The 20,081-nt window shown below is 70.2% G+C and carries 16 protein-coding genes and 1 pseudogene; 7 read left to right on the top strand and 10 right to left on the bottom strand.

The window, feature by feature from the left end; translation table 11 throughout:
* From ABZ693_RS36215 to eccE, 5 genes and pseudogenes are all read right to left on the bottom strand, one after another.
* A pseudogene (locus tag ABZ693_RS36215) lies at positions 1–101 on the bottom strand (aconitase family protein); the annotation flags it as partial.
* A complete protein-coding gene (locus ABZ693_RS32210; RefSeq protein WP_359884751.1) occupies positions 68–544 on the bottom strand; it encodes an SCO5717 family growth-regulating ATPase in 477 nt (158 codons plus the stop codon). The gene ABZ693_RS32210 and the pseudogene ABZ693_RS36215, both read right to left, overlap by 34 nt.
* Positions 545–1,002: 458 nt before the next feature.
* Positions 1,003–1,236, bottom strand: coding sequence for a DUF397 domain-containing protein (locus ABZ693_RS32205; RefSeq protein ID WP_359884750.1), 234 nt, complete (start codon positions 1,234–1,236; stop codon positions 1,003–1,005).
* 135 nt (positions 1,237–1,371) lie between these two features.
* The gene (locus ABZ693_RS32200; RefSeq protein ID WP_359884753.1) at positions 1,372–2,022 is read right to left on the bottom strand and encodes a hypothetical protein; all 651 of its coding nucleotides are present in this window, start codon (positions 2,020–2,022) and stop codon (positions 1,372–1,374) included.
* 65 nt (positions 2,023–2,087) lie between these two features.
* Positions 2,088–3,470, bottom strand: coding sequence for a type VII secretion protein EccE (gene eccE, locus ABZ693_RS32195; RefSeq protein ID WP_359884748.1), 1,383 nt, complete (start codon positions 3,468–3,470; stop codon positions 2,088–2,090).
* A gap of 181 nt (positions 3,471–3,651) precedes the next feature.
* On the opposite strand from eccE, the gene eccB reads away from it, so the two are divergent.
* The 7 genes from eccB to ABZ693_RS32160 all read left to right on the top strand — a co-directional run bounded on the left by eccB (position 3,652) and on the right by ABZ693_RS32160 (position 11,077).
* Entirely contained in the window at positions 3,652–5,175 is a 1,524-nt protein-coding gene (gene eccB, locus ABZ693_RS32190) for a type VII secretion protein EccB (protein WP_359884747.1), read from the top strand.
* 14 nt (positions 5,176–5,189) lie between these two features.
* Positions 5,190–6,425, top strand: coding sequence for a type VII secretion-associated serine protease mycosin (gene mycP, locus ABZ693_RS32185; protein WP_359884745.1), 1,236 nt, complete (start codon positions 5,190–5,192; stop codon positions 6,423–6,425).
* A 210-nt stretch (positions 6,426–6,635) separates the two neighbouring features.
* Positions 6,636–7,085, top strand: coding sequence for a DUF2563 family protein (locus ABZ693_RS32180; protein WP_359884743.1), 450 nt, complete (start codon positions 6,636–6,638; stop codon positions 7,083–7,085).
* Positions 7,086–7,091: 6 nt separating this feature from the next.
* Complete coding sequence (locus ABZ693_RS32175; protein WP_359884741.1) at positions 7,092–8,909, top strand: mediator complex subunit 15 domain-containing protein; 1,818 nt, start codon at positions 7,092–7,094, stop codon at positions 8,907–8,909.
* Between the two features lie 38 nt (positions 8,910–8,947).
* Positions 8,948–10,234, top strand: a complete 1,287-nt coding sequence (locus ABZ693_RS32170; protein ID WP_359884740.1) for a S8 family serine peptidase — start codon at positions 8,948–8,950, stop codon at positions 10,232–10,234.
* A 120-nt stretch (positions 10,235–10,354) separates the two neighbouring features.
* Positions 10,355–10,717 carry a WXG100 family type VII secretion target gene (locus ABZ693_RS32165; protein WP_359884739.1) on the top strand — a complete coding sequence of 121 codons (363 nt, stop codon included), beginning with the start codon at positions 10,355–10,357 and terminating at the stop codon, positions 10,715–10,717.
* 60 nt (positions 10,718–10,777) lie between these two features.
* On the top strand, positions 10,778–11,077 hold the full coding sequence (locus ABZ693_RS32160) for a WXG100 family type VII secretion target (protein ID WP_359884737.1): 300 nt from the start codon (positions 10,778–10,780) through the stop codon (positions 11,075–11,077).
* Between the two features lie 232 nt (positions 11,078–11,309).
* Here ABZ693_RS32160 and ABZ693_RS32155 read toward each other — a convergent pair whose 3' ends face one another.
* The 5 genes from ABZ693_RS32155 to eccCa all read right to left on the bottom strand — a co-directional run bounded on the left by ABZ693_RS32155 (position 11,310) and on the right by eccCa (position 19,983).
* Positions 11,310–11,891, bottom strand: a complete 582-nt coding sequence (locus ABZ693_RS32155; RefSeq protein WP_359884736.1) for a hypothetical protein — start codon at positions 11,889–11,891, stop codon at positions 11,310–11,312.
* 76 nt (positions 11,892–11,967) lie between these two features.
* Positions 11,968–14,235 carry a hypothetical protein gene (locus tag ABZ693_RS32150; protein WP_359884734.1) on the bottom strand — a complete coding sequence of 756 codons (2,268 nt, stop codon included), beginning with the start codon at positions 14,233–14,235 and terminating at the stop codon, positions 11,968–11,970.
* Between the two features lie 8 nt (positions 14,236–14,243).
* Positions 14,244–14,744 carry a hypothetical protein gene (locus ABZ693_RS32145; protein WP_359884733.1) on the bottom strand — a complete coding sequence of 167 codons (501 nt, stop codon included), beginning with the start codon at positions 14,742–14,744 and terminating at the stop codon, positions 14,244–14,246.
* Between the two features lie 634 nt (positions 14,745–15,378).
* On the bottom strand, positions 15,379–16,005 hold the full coding sequence (locus tag ABZ693_RS32140; protein ID WP_359884731.1) for a hypothetical protein: 627 nt from the start codon (positions 16,003–16,005) through the stop codon (positions 15,379–15,381).
* A gap of 9 nt (positions 16,006–16,014) precedes the next feature.
* A complete protein-coding gene (eccCa, locus tag ABZ693_RS32135) occupies positions 16,015–19,983 on the bottom strand; it encodes a type VII secretion protein EccCa (RefSeq protein ID WP_359884729.1) in 3,969 nt (1,322 codons plus the stop codon).
* Positions 19,984–20,081: the final 98 nt, after the last annotated feature.

The raw sequence follows: 20,081 nt of genomic DNA, 5'->3' as shown, positions 1-20,081 counted from the left end.
TTGCGCAGCATCTCGGTGATGGTGAGCACCAGGTCGGTGGCGGTGGTGCCCGGCTTGAGCTGACCGGTCAGCTTGAAGCCGACGACGCGCGGGATTCCGCCAGTTGCCGGTCGCGCTCCGCGAACTCGCGCTTCAGCGCGGCGGGGGAGAAGCGCATGGTCGCACCGCTCTCCACGTCGCCGCCGCCGAACGGCACGGCCGCGGGCTCGTGCTCCTGCTCCGGTACGGGCGCGGAGGCCTGAACGGGCACCGGAGAGGGCTCCTGAGCGGGCGCCGGAACAGCGGCCGGTCCCGGCGTCGGAGCGGGGGTGGGAGCAGGGGCCGCCGGGTTCGAGGTCCAGCCGTCCGGGATCGCCAGGGGCGCACCGGTCGGCGGAGGAGGCGTGGGCACCCCGCCACCCGTTCCGCCCGACGCGTTCTGCGTGTACCAGGCCGGAGCGGTGTAGTCGATGGTGAACTCACCCGTCATCTCGGCGGGATCTGCGTCGGACTCGTCGACGGGAAGGTTCCAGTCCCCGTGGATGTCGTCGCGATCGCCGTTCACTTTGCCTCCTGGTGTGGTCGAGCACCCTGTGCGGTCGTGCGTCGGGGCCACCGTTCACTGCCGATCGGCCCGGCTCACCCCGGGAACATGACGAACATGCCCGCGGGTCGATGCCGCGCCCCGACCCACCCTAAACGCCCGCAACACCCGTGCGGCAGGCCCGTCCGCTCCCGGAAGCTGTCCCCTGCGTCACGTGCCGCGCTCCGGTCACTCCCGTGCGACGGTGTTCGAAGAGCCGTGTGCGCCAAGCCCGTACAACCGTCCGGGGTCCGTCGACCGATCCGGTGTGCTGACGACGGGACGCCCCGGGAGGAGCGGCGGACCGGCGGCCGTACCCCTGGCCGGGCACGCGAACCGCCGGCCGGACAGGCCGGAAAAGACCGAACAAGACCGAACAAGGCCAGGCGTGACCAGGCGTGACCAGGCACGACCGGACCCGGCCGCCCCGCAGGACGCGGTCAGCGCAGGTCGAACTCGCCGTCGCGGGCGCCGAGTACGAACGCCGTCCACTCCGCCTCGGTGTACCGCAGCACGGTGTCCGGGTCCAGCGAGGACCGCATCGCGACCGCGCCGCCCGGCAGATGGGCGATCTCGACCCGCTCCTCGTCCGGGCTCGTGCCGGGGGCGCCGTGCCACTCGACACCCGAGATGTCGAGGGCGTACAGCTCGTCCTTCTCCTGCGCGCTTCCCATGGGGGTTCCTTTCGCTTGCCGCTCGCGGCCGGAAGGCCGGCCCAAGTATCCCGTGACACCCAGCAGTTCGGGTAGCTCAGCGTCACTGCACGGATACTAGGCGGCTTCGTGTGCCGCCGGGGCGTGTTCGACGGGTCAGTCCATCCGGCGGGCCATGCCGAGCAGGCCCGTCTCCGCGTCCATGGGCGTCGTCATCACCCAGTGCCGTTCACCGCCGCCGCACCAGAGCGTCACGCCGTCCGCGAGCGTCGGCAGCGCGTCGACCTCGCTCTGCGCGAGGCCCAGGATGCGGCCCGTCTGCTGGGCCTCCTGCGGCGAGACCCGCTGCACGCCGACGAGCGTGGCGGCGCGCATCAACCGCGGTGCCACCGGGCTCAGATACGGCAGCAGCGTCAGCACGGACTGCCACGGCGACGAGACGACCCGCCCGCGCGGCGGCCGCATGCCGCAGTCCCGCACCACGACGACCGGACTGCCGACGGTCGCGCCCAGCGGCGGCACCCGTCCCACGTCGTGCAGCGTGATGCACTCCAGGCCCGCGCCCGCCGCCTGGGCCAGCCGGACCCACTCCCGCGGCCGGCCGGTCTCGACGACCACGCGGGCGCCGGTGCCGGCCGCGCGCAGCGCCAGCACCTGCGCCGTCCACAGACCGCCGATGAGCAGCACGTCGTACGGCGTCGAACGGTGGAAGCCCACCAGCTGCGACCGCCCCTCGGCGTCCTCCCCGATGACCACCCCGTCGTCGCCGACCGGGAGGGAAAGGGCCCCGAGATGGTCCGCGGGCATGCTGTGCCCCGCGTGCCGCGGGCCGATCAGACCGCGCAGTCCCTTCACCGCTCCACCCCGTCCCCTCACCGGGCACCGCCCAGTGGCATCGTCGCCAGCATGCCGGGCAGCTGCTCGCGGTCCAGCCGCAGCAGGCCGACCTTCGCGGTCCGCGCCGCCTGCTCCAAGGTCCGGCGCACCCGGACCAGTTCGTTGTCGGAGCCGCCGGTGATCCGTACGTGGCCGGCGACCTCCATGTCGCCCTGCCGCTTGCCGCGCCGGACGGTGACGCTGAACGTCGTCGCGTACGCCGGTACGGAGGTCAGCAGCGAGACCAGCCGGGGCAGCGGCGTCGCACCGCGCCCCAACTCCGGCCAGCGGCCCACCGTGTACGTGGTGTGCCAGCGGTCGTCGCACCGCCACACCCGCGCCGTCTCGGCCGTACGCCGCTGGGGCGCCGCCCCTGGCCGGCCGGCCCGCGCGGCGGCGTGCGGGCTGGTGCACGCGGCGGTCGCGATGGTGGCGTTCAGCTCCTCCTGGTCCAGCACCACGGCCTGGAAACCGGCACCCGTGATCCGGCTGGCCAGATGGTCCGCGAGCCGGACCAGACAACGCTGCGCGCCCTCCAGACCGCCGCCGCGGGCTTCCACCGCCTCCCGGCACAGCTCGGGGTCGAGCTTCACGGCCACCCAGGTCAGCCGCAGGGCGGGCGCCCCGGTCTTCTCCTGCAGCGGCGTGTACGCGAGCCGGGCCACGGCCTCGCGGGGCAGATGCGGTGCCGGAGCGGCGTGGACCTGCTGGACCAGCTGCACCGACTCGGCGACGATGCCGTCGACGTCGAGCGCACCGCCCAGCAGCGCCAGCGGGAACGCGCGAGCGCCGAAGACCGGCCGCAGCGCCGAACCGCTCGCCTCGACGCGCAGCACGGCCGTCAGGAAGGAACCGTCGCCCAGCATGCCGATGGTGCGGTGGTCGCGGTCGACGTACGGCGAGGCGCCGAAGCCCCGCACGTTCTCCGTCACCGGTACGAGGGCGGGGTCCGAATCGGGCGCGGCGGGCGCGGTGTTGCGCCGGCGGGAGCGCAGCGCCGCCGCGGTCGACAGCCACTCCTGCACGGCCTGGCCCCGGCGGCGGATCACGGTCAGGACGAGGAGCACTCCGGCGACGACGCACGTGGGCACCATCCACAGGCCGCCGAGCGTGAATCCGACCGCCACCAGGGCGAGCGCCGCCTCCACCAGAACGAGCTGCCGCAGCTGGACCGGACCGACCCGGCTGGTACGCGACAGGGGGCGCAGCGTGGTGGTCGCGGGAACGGCCGGAGGAGTGCCCCGCGGCGCCGTGGACGCGGCCGGACGAGGCTCGCGACGGCGCCCGCCGCGGGGTTCATTGCTGCGTTGCCGTCGGGAAGATCGCGCCTCCCGTTCGGTGGTCCGCCGCCCGCTCCGTGCACGCGTCGTCGTACTCATCGCCGCGTTGCCCCCTCGTGTCCGTAATAGCCGATTTCCCATGGGCGTTGACCGGGCGATCACCCTACCTGAGCGGTGAGACGCAAGTGCCGACAGGCATAGTAGGGGCCGACGGGGCGACGGAACGGCCTGTCGAATGTGGGAACCTGGTCGCCCGACGGGGAGAGGGACGACGAATCAGATGGCATCACGACGCGATGAACTGAACGCCTACACCTTCGCGAAGCGGAGACTGATCGCACAGTTCGTTCAGCCGAATCCGACGGGCTCGGAGGAGGGCGCGCCGCGCCCGCTCCGCGCCGTGGCGCCGGGCGCCATCGTCGGCGTGGTGATCCTCGCGGTCTTCGGCGCCTGGGGCATGTTCAAACCGGTCGCCCCCAAGGGCTGGGACACCCCCGGCGAGAACGTCATCATCGCGAGCAAGTCGACCACCCGGTACGTGGTGCTCAAGACCGGCGGCAAGACCCAACTCCACCCGGTCCTCAACATGTCGTCGGCCAAGCTGCTCCTCGACCCCGCCAAGGGCAAGGTCATCAACGTCGACGAGTCCGCGCTCGACGACGGCAAGATCCCGCACGGCGCCACCCTCGGCATCCCCTACGCCCCCGACCGCCTGCCCAGCGAGCCGGAGGCCGGCGGCTCCAAGCGCTGGGCCGTGTGCGAGCGCCCGGGCGAGGGCGGCCGGGCGATCCAGAAGGCGGCGTTCGTCCTCGCGCAGCGCGAGGAGAAGAAGACGGACGGCGCCGACCGCCTCACCGGCGGCGAACTCCTGTACGTCGAGGGCCCCGACGCCAAGCGCTACGTCGTCGACGCCAAGGGCACCGCCTACCCCGTCGAGAAGGACGAACTGCTCCTGCGCCAGCTCGTCGGCCAGGGCCGGGCCGCCCAGCGCGTCTCCACCGCGTGGCTGAGCACCCTGCACCAGGGCGACGCCATCTCCTTCCCGACCCTCCCCGGCCAGGCCGGCAGCCCCGCCGGAGTGAGCGGCCTGGGCGCCGACGTCAACAAGGTCGGCATGGTGCTGTCCGCGACGGACGGCACCCGCAAGCAGATGTACGTCGTCCTCAAGGACCGGGTCGCCCCCGTCTCCGACTTCATGGCCAAGCTGCTCCTCAACAGCCGCCAGCTCGTCGAACTCGGCCAGGCCGGCCAGGCGACCTCGGTCAGCGGCGGCGCCTTCCAGCCGGGCCGCGCGTTCGGCAAGGGCAAGAAGTGGCCGCGCGCCCAGCCCGTCCCCGTCAACGAGGCGGGCGCCGGCTCCGGCAACCGGAACACCGTCTGCAACGTCCTGCGCAAGGTCGACGGCGACAGCGGGAAGACGACGCTGAGCACGTGGGCGGGCAAGGACTTCCCGGCCACCCTGCCGACCGGCTCCAGCAGCGCGTACGTCACGCCCGGATCGGGCCAGCTCTTCCGCCAGTTCAAGGGATCCACCACCTCCAGCGGCTTCCTCTTCCTCGTCACCGACACCGGACTCCGCTACGCGATGCAGTCCAACGGCGACAGCGCCACCGACGACGCCGGCATCGGCTCCAGCGGCTCGGCCGAGGAGAAGCAGGCGCGGCAGGCGGAGGCGCAGCAGGCCCAGAGCCGCCTCGGGTACAAGAACGTCAACCCGACGCCCATCCCCGCCGAGTGGTCGACCTTCCTGCCCACCGGCCCCCGCCTGTCCACGGGCGCGGCGCGCCAGCCGCAGGGCTCGTGAGGACGGGGACGACGATGGTTACCCGACGCTTGCTCGCCGTGTCGGCGGCAACGGTGCTCTCCGTCATCGGCCTGCCGCTCTCGACGGCATCGACGGCCTCGGCGGAGGACAGCTCCCCATGCACCTTCCCCGGAAAGAAGTACGAAGGGCGCCCCTGGTCGCTCCAGCGCGTCCTGATGGACCAGCTGTGGTCGCAGTCCACCGGCAAGGGCGTCCGGGTCGCCGTCATCGACACGGGCGTCGACGTGAAGAACCCGCAGCTGGCCAAGGCGGTGGACGCGAAGAGCGGGGTGAACCTCATCCCGAAGGACGCCAAGGACGCCAACGGCAACAAGCTCGAACGCGGCAAGGAGAACGGCACCACCGACACCGTCGGCCACGGCAGCAAGGTCGCCGGCATCATCGCCGCCCGCCCCGCCAAGGGCACCGGCTTCGTGGGCCTGGCGCCGGACGCCACGATCATCCCCGTCCAGCAGAACGACGCGGACGGCCACGGCACCGCGAAGACGCTCGCCGACGCGATCCAGTACGCGATCGCCAAAGAGGCCGACGTCATCAACATCTCCCAGGACACGGCCAACGCCGTCGAGCCGACCCCGCTGCTCAAGGAGGCCATCGACAAGGCCCTGGCGAGGGAGATCGTGGTCGTGGCCTCCGCGGGCAACGACGGCCTCGGCGGCAACGTCAAGCGCACGTACCCCGCCTCGTACGAGGGCGTCCTGGCCGTCGCCGCCTCCGACCGCAACAACGAACGCGCCGCGTTCTCCCAGTCCGGCGACTTCGTGGGCGTGGCCGCCCCCGGCGTCGACATGATCTCCACGGTCCCGGGCGGCGGCCACTGCGCCGACAACGGCACCAGCTTCTCCGCCCCGTACGTCGCCGGCCTCGCGGCCCTCATCAAGGCCAAGCACCAGGGCTGGACGCAGGCCCAGATCGTCGCCCAGATCGAACAGACCGCCGAACGTTCCGTCGCGGGCCACGACCGCCTCGTCGGCTGGGGCGTCGTCGACCCGGTCCGCGCGCTGACGGAGGACGACAAACCCATCGAGAAGCCGGTCGCCCGCGAGGGCGTCACCCGCGCCGAGGCCCCGACCCCGGCCACGGTCCACCTGGGCGAGACCCCGGACCAGCGGTCCGCCCGCCTGGCGACCTACGTGGTGGTGGGCGGCGGCGTCCTGGTGGCGGCGATCGCGGGCTGCGCGGTGGCGATACGGGACTCCCGGCGCAGAAGGCGCCGGACCGTGCAGTGAAGATTGCGGCCGCACACGAGTGCAACGCCCGACTGTAGAAGTCTCGTGACAAAGAAGAGACTTGGGACTGTCAGTCCCCCCGATTACAGTGGTACGCGATGCAATTCGTGGATCGCGAGTCGCCACGATCGCAAAGTAGGACAGTGGTAGTAAACGGGGAGGATCGGCTCGTGTTCGAGGCGACGGGTGTGACGGGTGTGGGGGGTTGCCGTGGGAACTGACCTGAAGGTCGGCGTCGAAGCGTTGAGGAAGTTCCGCGACCGCGTCGACGGCATCATCACGAATCTCGAGGGTGGCAACGGCGGTGCCGCGAAGGTGGGCATGGAGCGGGTGACCCGTGGGTCATTCGGTACCGGAATCCCCTTCGCCGAGGCGGAGGGCTTCTACGCGGAGTACGCCCGCGTCCACGGGGAACTCGTCTCGCTGTCGAAGTCGCTCAGCGGCCAGATCGAGCTCCTGTCCATCGGCGTCCATGGTGCCGATGTGGGCTATGCCAACGTGGAGGACGAGCAGCGTCGGCGTTTCCATGAGATCCAGGCGCGCCTCGACCGTGAGCGCGATGAGGCGATCAAACGTGAGGAAAGCTCGCGGACCACGGATCCCGCTCAGCCGGCGAAGCCTCGCCGAGAGGGCGGCCGAGGCAAGACGGACCTGGGGTGACGACCGATGAGTGAGACGAAGAAGCCGACGTCGTACCCGGATCCGACGCAGCGGACGCAGCAGCAGGAGCAGGCTCAGCAGCAGGACCAGGCGGAGATCAAGGGCAAGTTCGCCGTCACCGACGCGGTGGAACGGTGGAACGACACCTTCGGTGAGGCTCTGGGGATCAGGAACCCCGGAAGCGTCTTCGGCAAGACCGCGTTCGACGATCAGCGACTCAACGCGATGATCGACTTCCTGGAGAGCGCCAACCCGACCGATCTGTCGGATGCCGGCGAAGCCCTGGAGGAGGCGACGAAGGCCCTCAACGCGGCCGCACAGGAGCTGGACGGCTGCGTCAGGACGACGGAGTGGGAGGGCGAGGCCGCCACGGAGTTCCAGCGCTACGGCTCCGAGGTCGTGAGCTACGCCTGGGGTATCGGCAGGGTCTCCAACGCGGTCGGCGTCCAGATGAAGGTGGCCGCAGGGGGCCTCGCGTCCGTACGCAACTCCAAGCCCCCGCGGGACGGCCGGCTGATCCAGAAGAAGCCCGAGGACTTCAACTCGGCGGAGAAGACTCAGGACAACCCGGACTACCAGAAGGCGCTGCAGGTCGAAAAGGACCGGCAGGAGGCCATCAACCAGATGAACCGTCTGGCGTCCTTCTACGCCGTTTCCCAAGGGACGCTGGCGGCGCAGGTGATGCCGAAGCCGCCGAAGACGTACCAGGCCGAGGTTCCGCGACCGTCCGGGCAGCAGCGAGAACTTGACGGCTCAGGCTCGGGCTCGGGTTCCGGTACGGCCCGTGAGGGCCTGGCCAGGGAGTCGGCTGGACACGTCGGTGCCAGCGAGACACGCACGCACGAGGCGGTGTCTCGCACGGGAGGACTCGACCAGACCGATCCGGCCCGTTCGGTGGGGCCTGCCCGCACCGAGCAGGTCCAGCAGCCGGACACGAGTGTCCAGATCGACACCATCGCGACGCCTCCCGCCCCCACGGTCACGCCTCACACGCCCACACCGACCGTGCCTCAGGGAAGCCCGGGGCCGACCGGCCCGGGAATGCCTCCCACGGTCGGGCTCGGCACCCCTCCGCGTACGACGAACCCGTGGGCCACCGGCACGCCGGGCGTTCCGCGCACCACGACCGGCCCGACCGCCGTGGGCCGTCCGAACGGACCGACGACGTCCCCGGCTCTGGGCCGTTCGGGCGGACCGATGGGGAAGGCGGGCGGGCCTCCGGCTACCTCGCAGGGCACGCAGGGCGGGCGCTCCACGCCGCAGATGGGCCGATCGGGTGGACCCGGCGCGCAGCGCCAGAGCCCCGGCGGTCAGCGGACGGCGGGCGGACCGCGTACGCAGTCTCCGGCCGTCGGCCGTTCCGGTGGCCCGGGTCAGCCCGCCACCGGGCGTACGAGCACCGGTCCCAGTGCCGGCCGCTCCAACCCCATCGTCGGTGGCACGCAGCAGCGCTCGCAGAGTGGGAACACCGGATCGCGGATTCCCAGGGGCACGGTCGTCGGCGGCGAGGGTCCGGCCGCAGGCCGCACGTCTGCGGCTCGGCCCAGCCAGGCGGGTGTCGTGGGCGCCAACTCCGGCAACCAGGCGGCACGCCCGGTCGGCCGCGGCACTCCCAGCACGAACGGCGTCGTCGGGACTCCCCGTGGCGCTGCCGGTTCTGGATCCGGCCGCGTTGCGGGCTCGCCCATGGGAGGCCGGGGGAACCAGCGTCCCGCCCGTGATGAGCAGGACCGCGAAGGTTCTTCGCGCCCCGACTACCTGACGGAAGACGAAGAGACATGGGCGAACCGTCGGCGCGGTGCCGTGCCGCCGGTGATCGACTAACCACTGGGAAGGCTCGGAAAGTCAGGATGACGGCAGGAATGAGCGACGTGCGCAGGCTTCGGCGAGGGTTCCTCAGCACGATGGCTGCGACGGTGGTGCTGACGGCCGGTTTCGTCGGCACCGCCCCGTTGGCGGGTGCTGCCGACGTTCGGTCTCAGCAGTGGTACCTGGATGCCATGCACGCCGAAGAGATCTGGAAGACCTCAACTGGTGAGGGCGTGACCGTCGCCGTCATCGATACTGGCGTCAACCCGGACACTCCCGCACTCAAAGGCCAAGTCCTGAAGGGCAAGGACCTTACCGAGGCCAAGGGCGAAGAGACTGACGACTACACAGGCCATGGAACGACGATGGCAGAACTCATCGTCGGTACTGGGAAGGGCGGTGGCCTTCAGGGCTTGGCCCCCGGAGCGAAGGTCATTCCCTTCCGGATCAGCGACACCGAGTTCCAGAACGAGAACAAGGTAAACGCCTTCGACATGGAGGAAGCGATCAAGGCCGCCGCCGACAGCGAGGCCAAGGTTATCAACATGTCTTTCGGCAACGAGTTTTACGCCACCGCGGTCAGGGACGCAGTCAAGTATGCCCAGGCCAAGGGAAAGCTGCTGTTTGCCTCGGCTGGCAACGACGCGAAGCGGGGAAACAAGGAGAACTTCCCGGCTGCCTATCCCGAAGCGATTGCCGTAGCGGCGACCAACCGGGAAGGGCGAGCAGAGGGGTACTCGCAGCATGGCGATTACGTGGATCTCTCAGCTCCGGGCGCTGACATTCCCGGCTGGTGCGACGAGACCTTCAAGGGCTACTGCAGAGCTGGAGGCACGAGTAATGCCGCTGCTATCGCTTCCGCATCCGCTGCCCTGATCTGGTCCGTGCACCCCGACTGGACCGGGAACCAGGTGTTGCGCGCCATGCTGGAGTCCGCCGCTCGCAGCGATGACTGGGAGCCCGGCACCGTCAGTAATGCCCTCGGTTACGGAATCGTCCGTCCCAACGCCAACATCAACCGTGGCATCGGAAAGCCGGGCGACCCGAACATCAACCCCCTGACCAACGAGAAGGTCGGCGGCAAGTCGGCCGCGTCCGGCACCGCCGGGACGTCCGGGGCCAGTGGCAAGCCCGGTGCGACCACGGAGCCCGGCGCGTCGACTGCACCAGGTTCGTCACAAGCCCCGGAGGCCAAGCCGTCGGCGGACGGCGTTGTGGCAGGCTCCGACAAGAGCGCCGACAGCGGCAGTCCGCTGGGACTTGTCATCGGGGGCGTGGCGGTCGTGGCCGTCGTGGCTGTGGCGGCGTTCCTGATCGTGCGCCGGCGGCGCACCGCCTGACCCGTCCGGGCCGGATCGGGCCCGGACGCATCGAAGACCACCTCGCGTGGCCCGTAGCGCGTCCCATCGCACGCGGGCCCACGCAGTCACCAAGAGAATCCACAAGAGGGAGAGCGTCACATGACGATCCAGAAGGTCGGCGATCAGAGCCTCAAGGACTTCCAGGACGACCTCACGACGCGCTTCGAGGGCGTCAAGGGTCAGCTGCGGTCGCTCCAGGGTGTCATCGACAGCCTCGAGGGCCGTTGGAAGGGTGTCGGCGCCGGTGCGTTCGACGTCAAGCAGAACGAGATCAACCAGGGCATGGTGCGCATCGCCAAGCTGCTGCTCAACTTCCAGGAAGCCATCCAGGTGACCCGGACCAACGCCACCAACGTCGACTCGGACATCGAGCAGGCGCTCAAGGGCGTCGACGTGACGGCCGGTTTCTCGGGCGACGCCGGTGCGGAGCGCGCCGCGACGTCCGGCATCGCCCGCCTCTGAGCCAGCGAGAGCCGCACACCGTAACCGCCCACCGTCGGCACGAAACCACTTGGAGAACTCATGGCAGGCAACAACGACGGCGTGATGGTCGTCACCTACTCGTCGCTCGACGACGCGGCTGGTGTCATCGAGAAGGAGGCGGCCCAGCTGGACCGCGCCCTCGAGGACATCCAGACCCGCATCAAGGGCATCTCCGACACCTTCGAGGGTGAGGCCAAGACCGCGGCCGACGCGGCCCACAAGAAGTGGGACACCGAGACGCGGCAGATCCACACCTCCCTCAAGGAGATCGCCAGCAAGGTCCGCATGGCGGGCCCGGCGTACCAGGAGGGCGACCGCCGCTCCGCCGCCGCCTTCTGACGGTTGCGGCTGAGCAACGCGTAGGCGGATCGGACAGGGTGGGCGCGCGCGGGAGGCGCCCACCCTGCCGTGTGCTCCGGAGGGGTTCACCGACCGAGGTCCGACCCGGAGCCGCACGCGCGGCGCGTGACGACGACGGCCCGGCGATCATCCGATCGCCGGGCCGTCGCGCTGCAACCGCCTGCACGAGCCTCACAGCCCCGCAGCCCTATAGGCCTACAGGTCTACAAGTCTACGAGCCCGCCGCACCCTGCGGCGGCCGGCACTCGTCCGAGCCCTCCACCGCCTTCGTGTACGCAGGGACGAGCCGCTTCATCGCGGGCGCGTCCCCCTTGCCGGGCGCGAACACCTGGATGACGGTGAACAGGTTCTGCTCGGGGTGGCCGGGGTCGGCGCACCCTTCCGTCTTCCCGACCCCGCCGGTGGCCGAGAAGAGGGAGCGGCTGTCGTCGGACACCTCTCCCTTCCCCACCTGCGCGTGGACGGAGGCCACTTGGGCGACGCCGTCGCCCTGCTTCCACCAGATCCGGCTCGCGACGACGCTCTGTTCGCCGTCGACGAGCAGGGTGCAGCGCTTGGTGCCGCCGGAAGGCGACTCCTCGCGCGTGGTCAGCTTCTCGCCGGACGGCAGGAACGGTGACAGCAGAGCGGGATCCACCGTCGTCCCGCACAGCGAGTCGGGCACTGTGTAGCTCCGCGCGTCGGCGTCCGAGCTCGTGCAGGAGGAGAGCACGAGTCCGAGGGCGAGGGCCGACGTCAGGGCGGCGGCTTTCCTGGCGGGCCGTCCGGTCGTTCCGGCGACACGACGGTTCATCAACACACGTGACCTGTTCGGGTAGGGAGCGGAGGTATTCCGCCGGGGTGGCGGCGACGTTCTGCCGGGCATGGCGTCAGACGTCCGTCTTGAGGTCCGCCGCCATGGCGTTCACGTTCACGCCGGAAGCGGTGAAGCCGTCCTGCGCGCCTCTGCGGGCCCACTCGCCGGCATCCTCGAGATCGTTCCGCTTGTGCGCCTGGGCCGCGAGCTCCGCCGCCTTCTCGGTGTACTTCGTGTTGCTCTCCAGGCCGGTCTCCCAGTGCTCGCCCATGACGGGGCCGGCCTCGTCCTTGGCCTTGCCCTCGGCGTCCTTGAAGATCTGCTCAAGGATCATGCTGGTCGCGGTGCCGGCGGCACCGCCGGCCGCGGCTCCGCCGACGGGGGACGCGATGAACGACGTACCGATGCCGACGCCCGTACCGACGACGCCCGAGATGCCGTTCTTCAGCTGGGCGATGGAGTGCTCGTAGGCCTTGTCCTTCTCCTCGGCCTCGCCGGCGACGGCCTCCGCGCGGGCCTGCGCGAGGGTTCCCGAGACCTCGCCCGAGCCGTGCGCGATCTGCTCGACGACGAACTGGGGGTCCTTGGAGTAGCGCAGCTCCTCCGGGAGATCCGGGTTCAGGTGGTAGTCCATGAGGTTCGCCATGTAGGCCTTCTGGCCCACCTCGACGGCCGCGTACGCCTCGTCGTCCTGGCCGACGGTGAACAGGAACCGCGTCACGTCCCGGTGGTTCATCTCGGCCTGGGTGCCGGCGATGGGGAAGAGCCGGTCCGTGTCCTTGTCGTCGTCGTCGGTCATCGCGCGGTTGATGTCCGGCAGGTACTCGGAGGCGATCTGGCCGACGCTGTCCGACATGTAGCCGTGCTTGGTCAGCCGCTCGCTGTCGTCCGAGATCGACTCGACCAGGCTCGTCATGAGGGCGGCCTGCTGGGCGTTGTGCGGAGGCGTCTCGGCCGTCGGCAGCTCACCCGCCGGGTGGCCGGTGATGGCCGCTTCCAGCGCCTGGGCGAGGTTGTTGCGGCCCTCGATGCTCTCCTTGCCCTTGCTGTCCTGGTCCTGCGGCCAGTCGCGCTCCTCGAAGAGGTAGTCGAAGTTGTTCAGCGACCGCTTCTCGTTCTTGCCGTTCTTGTCGGCGTCCTCTTCGAAGTCGTGGTCCTCGTCCTTGGTGACGAAGTCGTCGCTGAAGAACTCGGTCGCGGCGGCGGGGCTGTTCGACAGGGCCTTGAGGAAGCCCGTCATCGGGTCGGAGCCGGAGTCCGAGCCGGAACGGTTCAGCATCGGGTCGAAGCCCAGGTGCTGCCAGACCCCCGGCGCGTGCCGGCCGTTGTCGGTGAACTTCTTCTCGGTCTCGATGAGCTTGCTTCCGTAGTCCGTCAGGAAGCGGTCGTCGAAGTCGCCCGCGCGCATCAGGTTGCTCATGACCTGGAAGCCCATGGTGGGGTTGTTCTTGGACAGCGGCTGGTCGCCCAGGTTGACCATGTCGTACTTCCAGCGCGACATCTCGGGGGTGTCGACCTGGGTGGCGGTGGCGAGGGTCAGGCTGAGGTTCTTCTGGAGCTCGCCGTACTTGTCGATGCGTTCGTGACCGATCTTCCACGACTGGTTGGGGTCGTTGAGGCCGGCCCAGAGGTCGAGGGTTCCCTTGGGGCCGACGGTCGTGGCGAAGCGTGCGGCGAAGATCGGGTCGTCGGCGTACTTCCCGAGGCCGGCGTTGAGGGCATCGAAGTCGGCCGGAGTGAGGTCCTTCGTCTTCTTCTTGGCGATGGCGGCGAGCCGGTCCGCTTCCTTGATGGCGGCCGCGGCCTCGTCCCGGTTGTTGTACGACTTGTCGGAGAAGCCGTAGTCGGTGAGATCGGACAGCGCCTTGAGGGAGGCCGAACCGGTCGTGTCGACCTCGGTGGCCTTGTCGAGGATGCCCTGCAGCTCGTTACGGAGGGAGTCCACGTCCGACTGGCCGTTCGGGGCCTTCTTGTCGGGGTTCTCGCGGACGATGAACCCGGCGCCGTTCTGGGAGACGGTGAGGTTCTTGCCCTGGCCGCGGTCTATCGCCTCTTTGAGCAGGCGCTGCTGGGTTTTCAGCTCGTCGCAGGTGTCGCGCATGATGTTGCGGATCGACGTGGCCTGCGTGACGGCGTCACCGAACTCGCCCGCCGTCTTGCCGACGAACGCACGGGAGATCACGGCGTTGTCGCCGGCCCAGTCGGCCTTCAGGGCCTTGGCCTTGAGACCGTCGTTGGCGGCGGTCTTCAGCGACTCGAGCTTGGTGATCATGCTCGTCCAGTCGCCGACGGTGGTGTCGAGCTGGGAGAAGTTCGCCGAGTGAAGGTGTTCGAAATCCATGGGCCTGATCAGTCCTTGTCCTTCTTCGGCTTCTCGCCGTAAATCGGGTTCTTCTCGCCCTTCTTGGCCCAGTCCTCGTCGAATCCGGCATCGAGGGCCTGGATGCTGCTCACATGGCGCTCGATGAATATCTCGTCGCCCTGGTGGGTCTTCCCCGTGAACTCCATGTGGTTCGAGATCAGCGCGCACGCGTCCATGAGCGAGGCGAGCTGCTTGTCCCAGCGCAGGGACACATGGGACAGGGCGGAGCCGAGGTCGAAGCCCTGGCTCGTCAGATTGGTGCCGGCCGTGTCCGTGCTCGTGACCCGCGCTTCCGTCCACAACCGGTTGTAGAGCTTGAACGCCTCGTCACCGATGGCGGCCAGGTCCTGCTGATCGACCTTGAGGAATCCACCGGTCGGGCTGCCGGCATTCGGCCGGTCTTCCGGCGGCAGCCCGTTCAGCTGCATCTGCGTCGAGCCCTTCTCGGCCGCCGATGTCTTCAATTGCTCCCACTCGTCCCAGGCCATCCGGGGACCTCCATCCCGCTGTTGTTCGCTTCGATGTGATGTGTGGCAGTACGCCGAGAGCGTCCGCGGTCCGATCGCGCCACCCGACCGCGCGGCGACGCCCCTCCACCCCTGAACGACCCGGACTTCTCGCGCCCCGCATGCTATCGACCCTCGTGTTTTCGGACAGGCCCTCGCGCGTGCTCTCGGCGGCCGAGGAGGTGCGTTTCTCCCGTATCCGGCCCGAATGCGCACCCATTCCTCGTCGGGGCGACACGGTAGACGAGGGGGAATGTGAAGCAGCCGTCACTCGGGCATCCATCGGCTTCTTCACCGCGGCTTCGCCGGCCTCCCGTCGACCGAGACGAGGATGCGGACAAAAGCCCGGCTCGCTCCCCGGAATTCAGGACGCGCGTCTCTTCGCCGGCGTCTCGCATTGCCGCACGCTGATCACCGTGGGTGGCTCCGAGGCTCGCGAGTGACGACTACGAGCACGAACGCGAGTACAAGTACAAGTACAAGTACGAGCGCGGGTGCGCGTACGAACACGAGCAGGCGAGCAGGCGGGCCGGCCACGCCGTACGCACTCCATCACGCGTGTACGGGGAGATCCGGTTGCAGGACCGGGCGGCACAACCGGACGTGTGCCGGCGGATCAGCCGAGCGGACCCCCGAGGGCGACCGCCGCCACGTCACAGGCCCCGAAGCCGGTGCGGGAGTCCGGCCCGGCCGGCTGCCATCCGGAGGCGTCGGTGCCGACACGCGGAGCGGTGTCGGGGACCCCGGACGACAGATCGCAGCGGGCCGTGCGGTGGGCGGACCGGGCCGCCCCGACCGCGAGGTCCGCCAGACGCTGTTCCGGCTCCGGCCCGCCGGACTCCTCGTGGCGCTTCAGATGCACCACCACGCTGAGGCTGTGGCTCCCGCCCACGTAGGTCCCCGGTGCCGAGCAGGGGACCAGGACGGCCGCCTTGCCGTCGGCCGGGTCGACCACGCCCATGGTGCCCGCGTCGAACCACCTCGCGCGGGCGGCCTGACGCTCACCCAGGGCCGCCGCGGCCCAGGCCTTCGGTGGACCGGCGACCTCCCACCTCGCCTTGGTGACGAGGAGCTGATCCTCCTCGCCCCACACGAAGCAGGACGAGGTGAAGAATCGGCCGCCCTGCCCGGAGAGGCGGTCGGAGAACGTGTACTCCGGCTCGTCGGGCAGCACGTCGGCGAGCGCCGGAATCGACCTCGCGGAATCCCCCAGCGAGGGGCAGACCTCCTTGGCGCTGATCACGCCGCGCCCCTACTGGTCGGCCGGCATCAGGCCCGTCTGGATCAGCGGGTTGCCGCGCTGGCGGGAGACGTAGATGCCCCGGCCCGGCGGCATCGGCCGCATGCGGACGCCGCCGAGGACGTCGCCCTCCTGCGGGTCGCCGGAGAGGAGCACGCCCTGCGCGCCCAGCTCCATCATCCGCTGCATGAAGGACTCGTACCCGGCCCGGCTCGCGCCCGCCGCGCTGCGCGCGATGATGAAGCGGACGCCGACGTCCCGCGCGAACGGCAGCAGTTCCGTCAGCTTCGACAGCGGGTTGCCGCTGGACGTGGAGACCAGGTCGTAGTCGTCGACGACCACGTACAGGTTCGGTCCCTGCCACCAGCTGCGGTCGCGCAGCTGCTGCGCCGTGACGTCCGCCGACGGCGTGCGGCGGCGCATCAGGTCGGCCAGCGCGTCGACGTGGTGCTCCATGTTGTTCGACATGGGCACGTACTCGGCGAGGTGGGTCGTCGGTGTGACGTCCAGCAGCGCGCGGCGGTTGTCGATGACGAAGAACTTCGCCTCGCTGCCGTCGTGCCGCTCCGTGAGCTGCTTGATGAGCAGCCGCAGCAGGTTCGACTTGCCGGACTCGCTCTCGCCGAACACCAGGAAGAACGGGTCGCGCTCGAAGTTGGTGAAGACCGGCTCCAGGTTGTTCTCGTCGATGGCGAACGCGACACCGCGCTGCGGCTCCGCGTAGCCCGCCGGCAGCTCGTGCGCGTCCAGTTCGCGCGGCAGCAGCCGGACCTCCGGCGCGCCCGGCGCCGTCCAGTGGCGGGTGACCTCCTGCGTCATCGCCGCCGTCGCCTCGGACAGGTCGCTGTCGGAGGCGATGGAGTCGATGCGCGGCACGGCCGCCATGAAGTGCAGCTTCTCCGGCGTCAGACCGCGGCCCGGGACACCGGTCGGCACGTTGGCGGCCATCTTGCGGTCCAGCTCGGAGTCCATCGTGTCGCCGAGCCGCAGTTCCAGCCTGTTCATCAGGTGGTCCTTGAGGTTGGCGCGCACCTCCATGGAACGGGAGGCCGTGATGACCACGTGGATGCCGTAGCCGAGACCGCGGGCGGCGAGGTCGACGACGGCCGCCTCGAGTCCCTCGTACTCGGTACGGAAGTTGCCCCAGCCGTCGAGCATGAGGAAGACGTCGCCCCACGGCTGGTCCTGAACCGAGATGTCGCCGCGGGCCCGCAGCCGCCGGAACGTGGCGATGGAGTCGATGCCCGCGCTGCGGAAGTACTCCTCGCGCCGGGTCAGGATGCCGTAGACCTCGGCGACCGTACGGCGCACCCGCTCCGGGTCGAGACGCGACGCCACGCCGCCGACGTGCGGCAGGCCGGCCAGCGAGGCCATGCCGCCACCACCGAAGTCGAGGCCGTAGAACTGCACCTCGTGCGGGGTGTGCGTGAGCGCGAACGCCGAGATGATGGTCCGCATCAGCGTCGACTTGCCGGACTGCGGACCACCGATGATCTGCATGTGGCCCGCGGCGCCCGAGAAGTCGCGGAAGAGCGTGTCACGGCGCTGCTCGAACGGCTTGTCCACGACACCGAGCGGGACGACCAGCCGGCCGGCCCCCTCGTACCCGGGCTGCGTCAGACCGCGGCCCTCCACCCCGGCGAGGCCGGGCAGGATCGCGTCGAGCGGCGGCGGGTTGTCCAGCGGCGGCAGCCACACCTGGTGCGCCTCCACGCCGCGTCCTTCGAGCCGGCGCACGATCACGTCGAGCACCGAGTCGGCCAGCGCGTCGTCCTCGGGCTTGCGGGCCTCGGGGACCTCCGCCTGGGCGGGCCGCTCCACGTACCGGACCGGGATGTGCCCCGCGGTGAACACGACCGGCCGGCGGTCCACCGGCAGCGGCCCGTCCGGGACGGCCGTGTGCTGGTTGGTGCGGTAGACACCGGAGACGTACGCGGCCTTGAAGCGCACCATCTCGTCGGTGCCGTACTTCAGATAGCCCGAACCGGGGACGTTCGGCAGCGAGTAGGCGTCGGGGACGCCGAGGGCCGCGCGGGATTCGGCGGCGGAGAAGGTGCGCAGACCGACGCGGTAGGAGAGGTACGTCTCCAGGCCGCGCAGCCGGCCCTCCTCCAGGCGCTGCGACGCGAGCAGCAGGTGCACGCCGAGGGACCGGCCGATCCGGCCGATCTGCACGAACATCTCGATGAAGTCCGGCTTGGCGGTCAGCAGCTCGCTGAACTCGTCGATGACGAGGACGAGCGAGGGGATGGGCTGGAGGGCGGCGCCGGCGGCGCGCGCCTTCTCGTAGTCGGTGATGTTCGCGTAGTTGCCCGCGTCGCGCAGCATCTCCTGGCGGCGGTTCAGCTCGCCGCGGATGGAGTCGCCCATGCGGTCGACGAGTGTGAGGTCGTCCGCGAGGTTGGTGATGACCGCGGCGACGTGCGGCATCTGCGACATGCCGGCGAAGGTGGCGCCACCCTTGAAGTCGGCGAGGACGAAGTTCAGTGTCTCGGAGGAGTGCGTCACCGCCAGACCGAGGACGAGGGTGCGCAGCAGCTCCGACTTGCCGGAACCGGTGGCGCCCACGCACAGACCGTGCGGGCCCATGCCCTCCTGCGCGGCCTCCTTGAGGTCCAGCATCACGGGGACGCCGTCCTCGCCCACGCCGATCGGGACGCGCAGCCGCTCGGAACGGGACCGGGGCCGCCAGGTACGGCTGACGTCGACCGACGCCGCGTCACCGAGGTTCAGCAGGTCGGTGAAGTCGAGGTTGGCGAGCAGCGGCTCGTCGTCGTCCGAGCCGCTCGCGACCCGCAGCGGCGCGAGCTGGCGGCCGAGCGCCTCGGCGGCGTCCAGGCTCAGCGCGTCGGGGCTGCCGTCGTACACATGTCCGTGCCCGGACTCCAGGCGCAGCGAGCCGGACTCCACGGTCACCGACAGGTCGCCGCGCGGACCGGACGTCCGCCCCGGCACGACCTCGATGACCGTCACGCCCTGGATGCCCTCCGGCGACGCGAGCGGCGACGTCGGCGGGATCGACAGGCCGTCGAGCACCACGACCAGATGGGGGTAATCGAGCAGCGGATGGTTGACGCCCTGGAAGCGGGGGCGGCCTTCGAGGCGGGCGTCGATCATGTCCTGCAGCTCGTGCGCGTCCGTGGTGATCAGCCTCCGGCTGCCCGCGCCGTCGCCGGGACCGGACGCCTGGACGTGCGGCAGCCACTTCGCCCAGTCCCACGAGGCGGCCGCGGCGTCACCCGTCGCCAGGGCGATGACCATGTCCTCGGGGGAATGCAGCGCCGCGAGACCGCCGATCATCGCGCGGGCCGTGGAACGGGCGGCGTCGGGATCGCCGCCCACCGTGAGGTGGTAGAAGGCGCGCAGCGAGATGGCCATCGGCAGGCCGTCCAGGGTGCCGTGCGCGGTGAGGAACTGCTGCATGGCGCCGGCGGTCAGCGGCTCCAGCTCGTCCACGGGAGCGGTCTCGGGGGCGATGAGCGGGGTGGCGAGCTGCTGGCTGCCCAGTCCGACGCGGACCTGCGCGAAGTCGGCGTCGCCGATGCGCCGCTCCCAGATCCGGCTGCCCTCGGCGACCAGCGCCCACAGCTGCTCCGGCGACGGGTGCAGATAGAACTGGGCGTCGCGCTGGAGGTGAGCGGTCTTCAGGACGGTACGACGGGTCTGCGACAGGTACTTCAGATAGTCGCGCCGCATGTCGGCGAGCTGCCCCTGGGTGCCGCGCCGGTAGCGGACCAGCATCGAGATGGCCATCGCGACCGTCGACGCGATCATCACCATGCCCATGATCCGCATGATCGGGTTCGGCGTCATGAAGAAGAAGACGACCGATCCGCCCATTCCGAGCATCGGCAGGAGCTGCATCAGGGCGCCCTCCTGCTGCCCGCGCGGCAGCTCCGGAGGAGGTTGCAACTGCACCTGCTCGTCAGGCACTTCGGACGGCAGAGCCCGTGGTGGGCGCTTGACGACGATCTGGCTCACAGCTCACCAATTCCCGTTGCCGGACGGAAAGTTCCTGGAGACGCCCCCGTGGCGACGGCATCCATCCGTGGGGAGGGATCCTACTTTGGTACGGCGGC

It is taken from the genome of Streptomyces laurentii, from assembly GCF_040635425.1.
Taxonomy (GTDB): domain Bacteria; phylum Actinomycetota; class Actinomycetes; order Streptomycetales; family Streptomycetaceae; genus Streptomyces; species Streptomyces laurentii.
This window is presented reverse-complemented; position numbering and strand designations above follow the sequence as displayed.

Bases quoted from the DNA above. Each gene is read 5' to 3' on its own strand.
- ABZ693_RS32205 (WP_359884750.1), bottom strand. From the start codon at position 1,236: ATGGGAAGCGCGCAGGAGAAGGACGAGCTGTACGCCCTCGACATCTCG.
- ABZ693_RS32200 (WP_359884753.1), bottom strand. From the start codon at position 2,022: ATGCCCGCGGACCATCTCGGGGCCCTTTCCCTCCCGGTCGGCGACGAC.
- eccE (WP_359884748.1), bottom strand. From the start codon at position 3,470: ATGAGTACGACGACGCGTGCACGGAGCGGGCGGCGGACCACCGAACGG.
- eccB (WP_359884747.1), top strand. From the start codon at position 3,652: ATGGCATCACGACGCGATGAACTGAACGCCTACACCTTCGCGAAGCGG.
- mycP (WP_359884745.1), top strand. From the start codon at position 5,190: ATGGTTACCCGACGCTTGCTCGCCGTGTCGGCGGCAACGGTGCTCTCC.
- ABZ693_RS32175 (WP_359884741.1), top strand. From the start codon at position 7,092: ATGAGTGAGACGAAGAAGCCGACGTCGTACCCGGATCCGACGCAGCGG.
- ABZ693_RS32170 (WP_359884740.1), top strand. From the start codon at position 8,948: ATGAGCGACGTGCGCAGGCTTCGGCGAGGGTTCCTCAGCACGATGGCT.
- ABZ693_RS32165 (WP_359884739.1), top strand. From the start codon at position 10,355: ATGACGATCCAGAAGGTCGGCGATCAGAGCCTCAAGGACTTCCAGGAC.
- ABZ693_RS32160 (WP_359884737.1), top strand. From the start codon at position 10,778: ATGGCAGGCAACAACGACGGCGTGATGGTCGTCACCTACTCGTCGCTC.
- ABZ693_RS32155 (WP_359884736.1), bottom strand. From the start codon at position 11,891: ATGAACCGTCGTGTCGCCGGAACGACCGGACGGCCCGCCAGGAAAGCC.
- ABZ693_RS32150 (WP_359884734.1), bottom strand. From the start codon at position 14,235: ATGGATTTCGAACACCTTCACTCGGCGAACTTCTCCCAGCTCGACACC.
- ABZ693_RS32145 (WP_359884733.1), bottom strand. From the start codon at position 14,744: ATGGCCTGGGACGAGTGGGAGCAATTGAAGACATCGGCGGCCGAGAAG.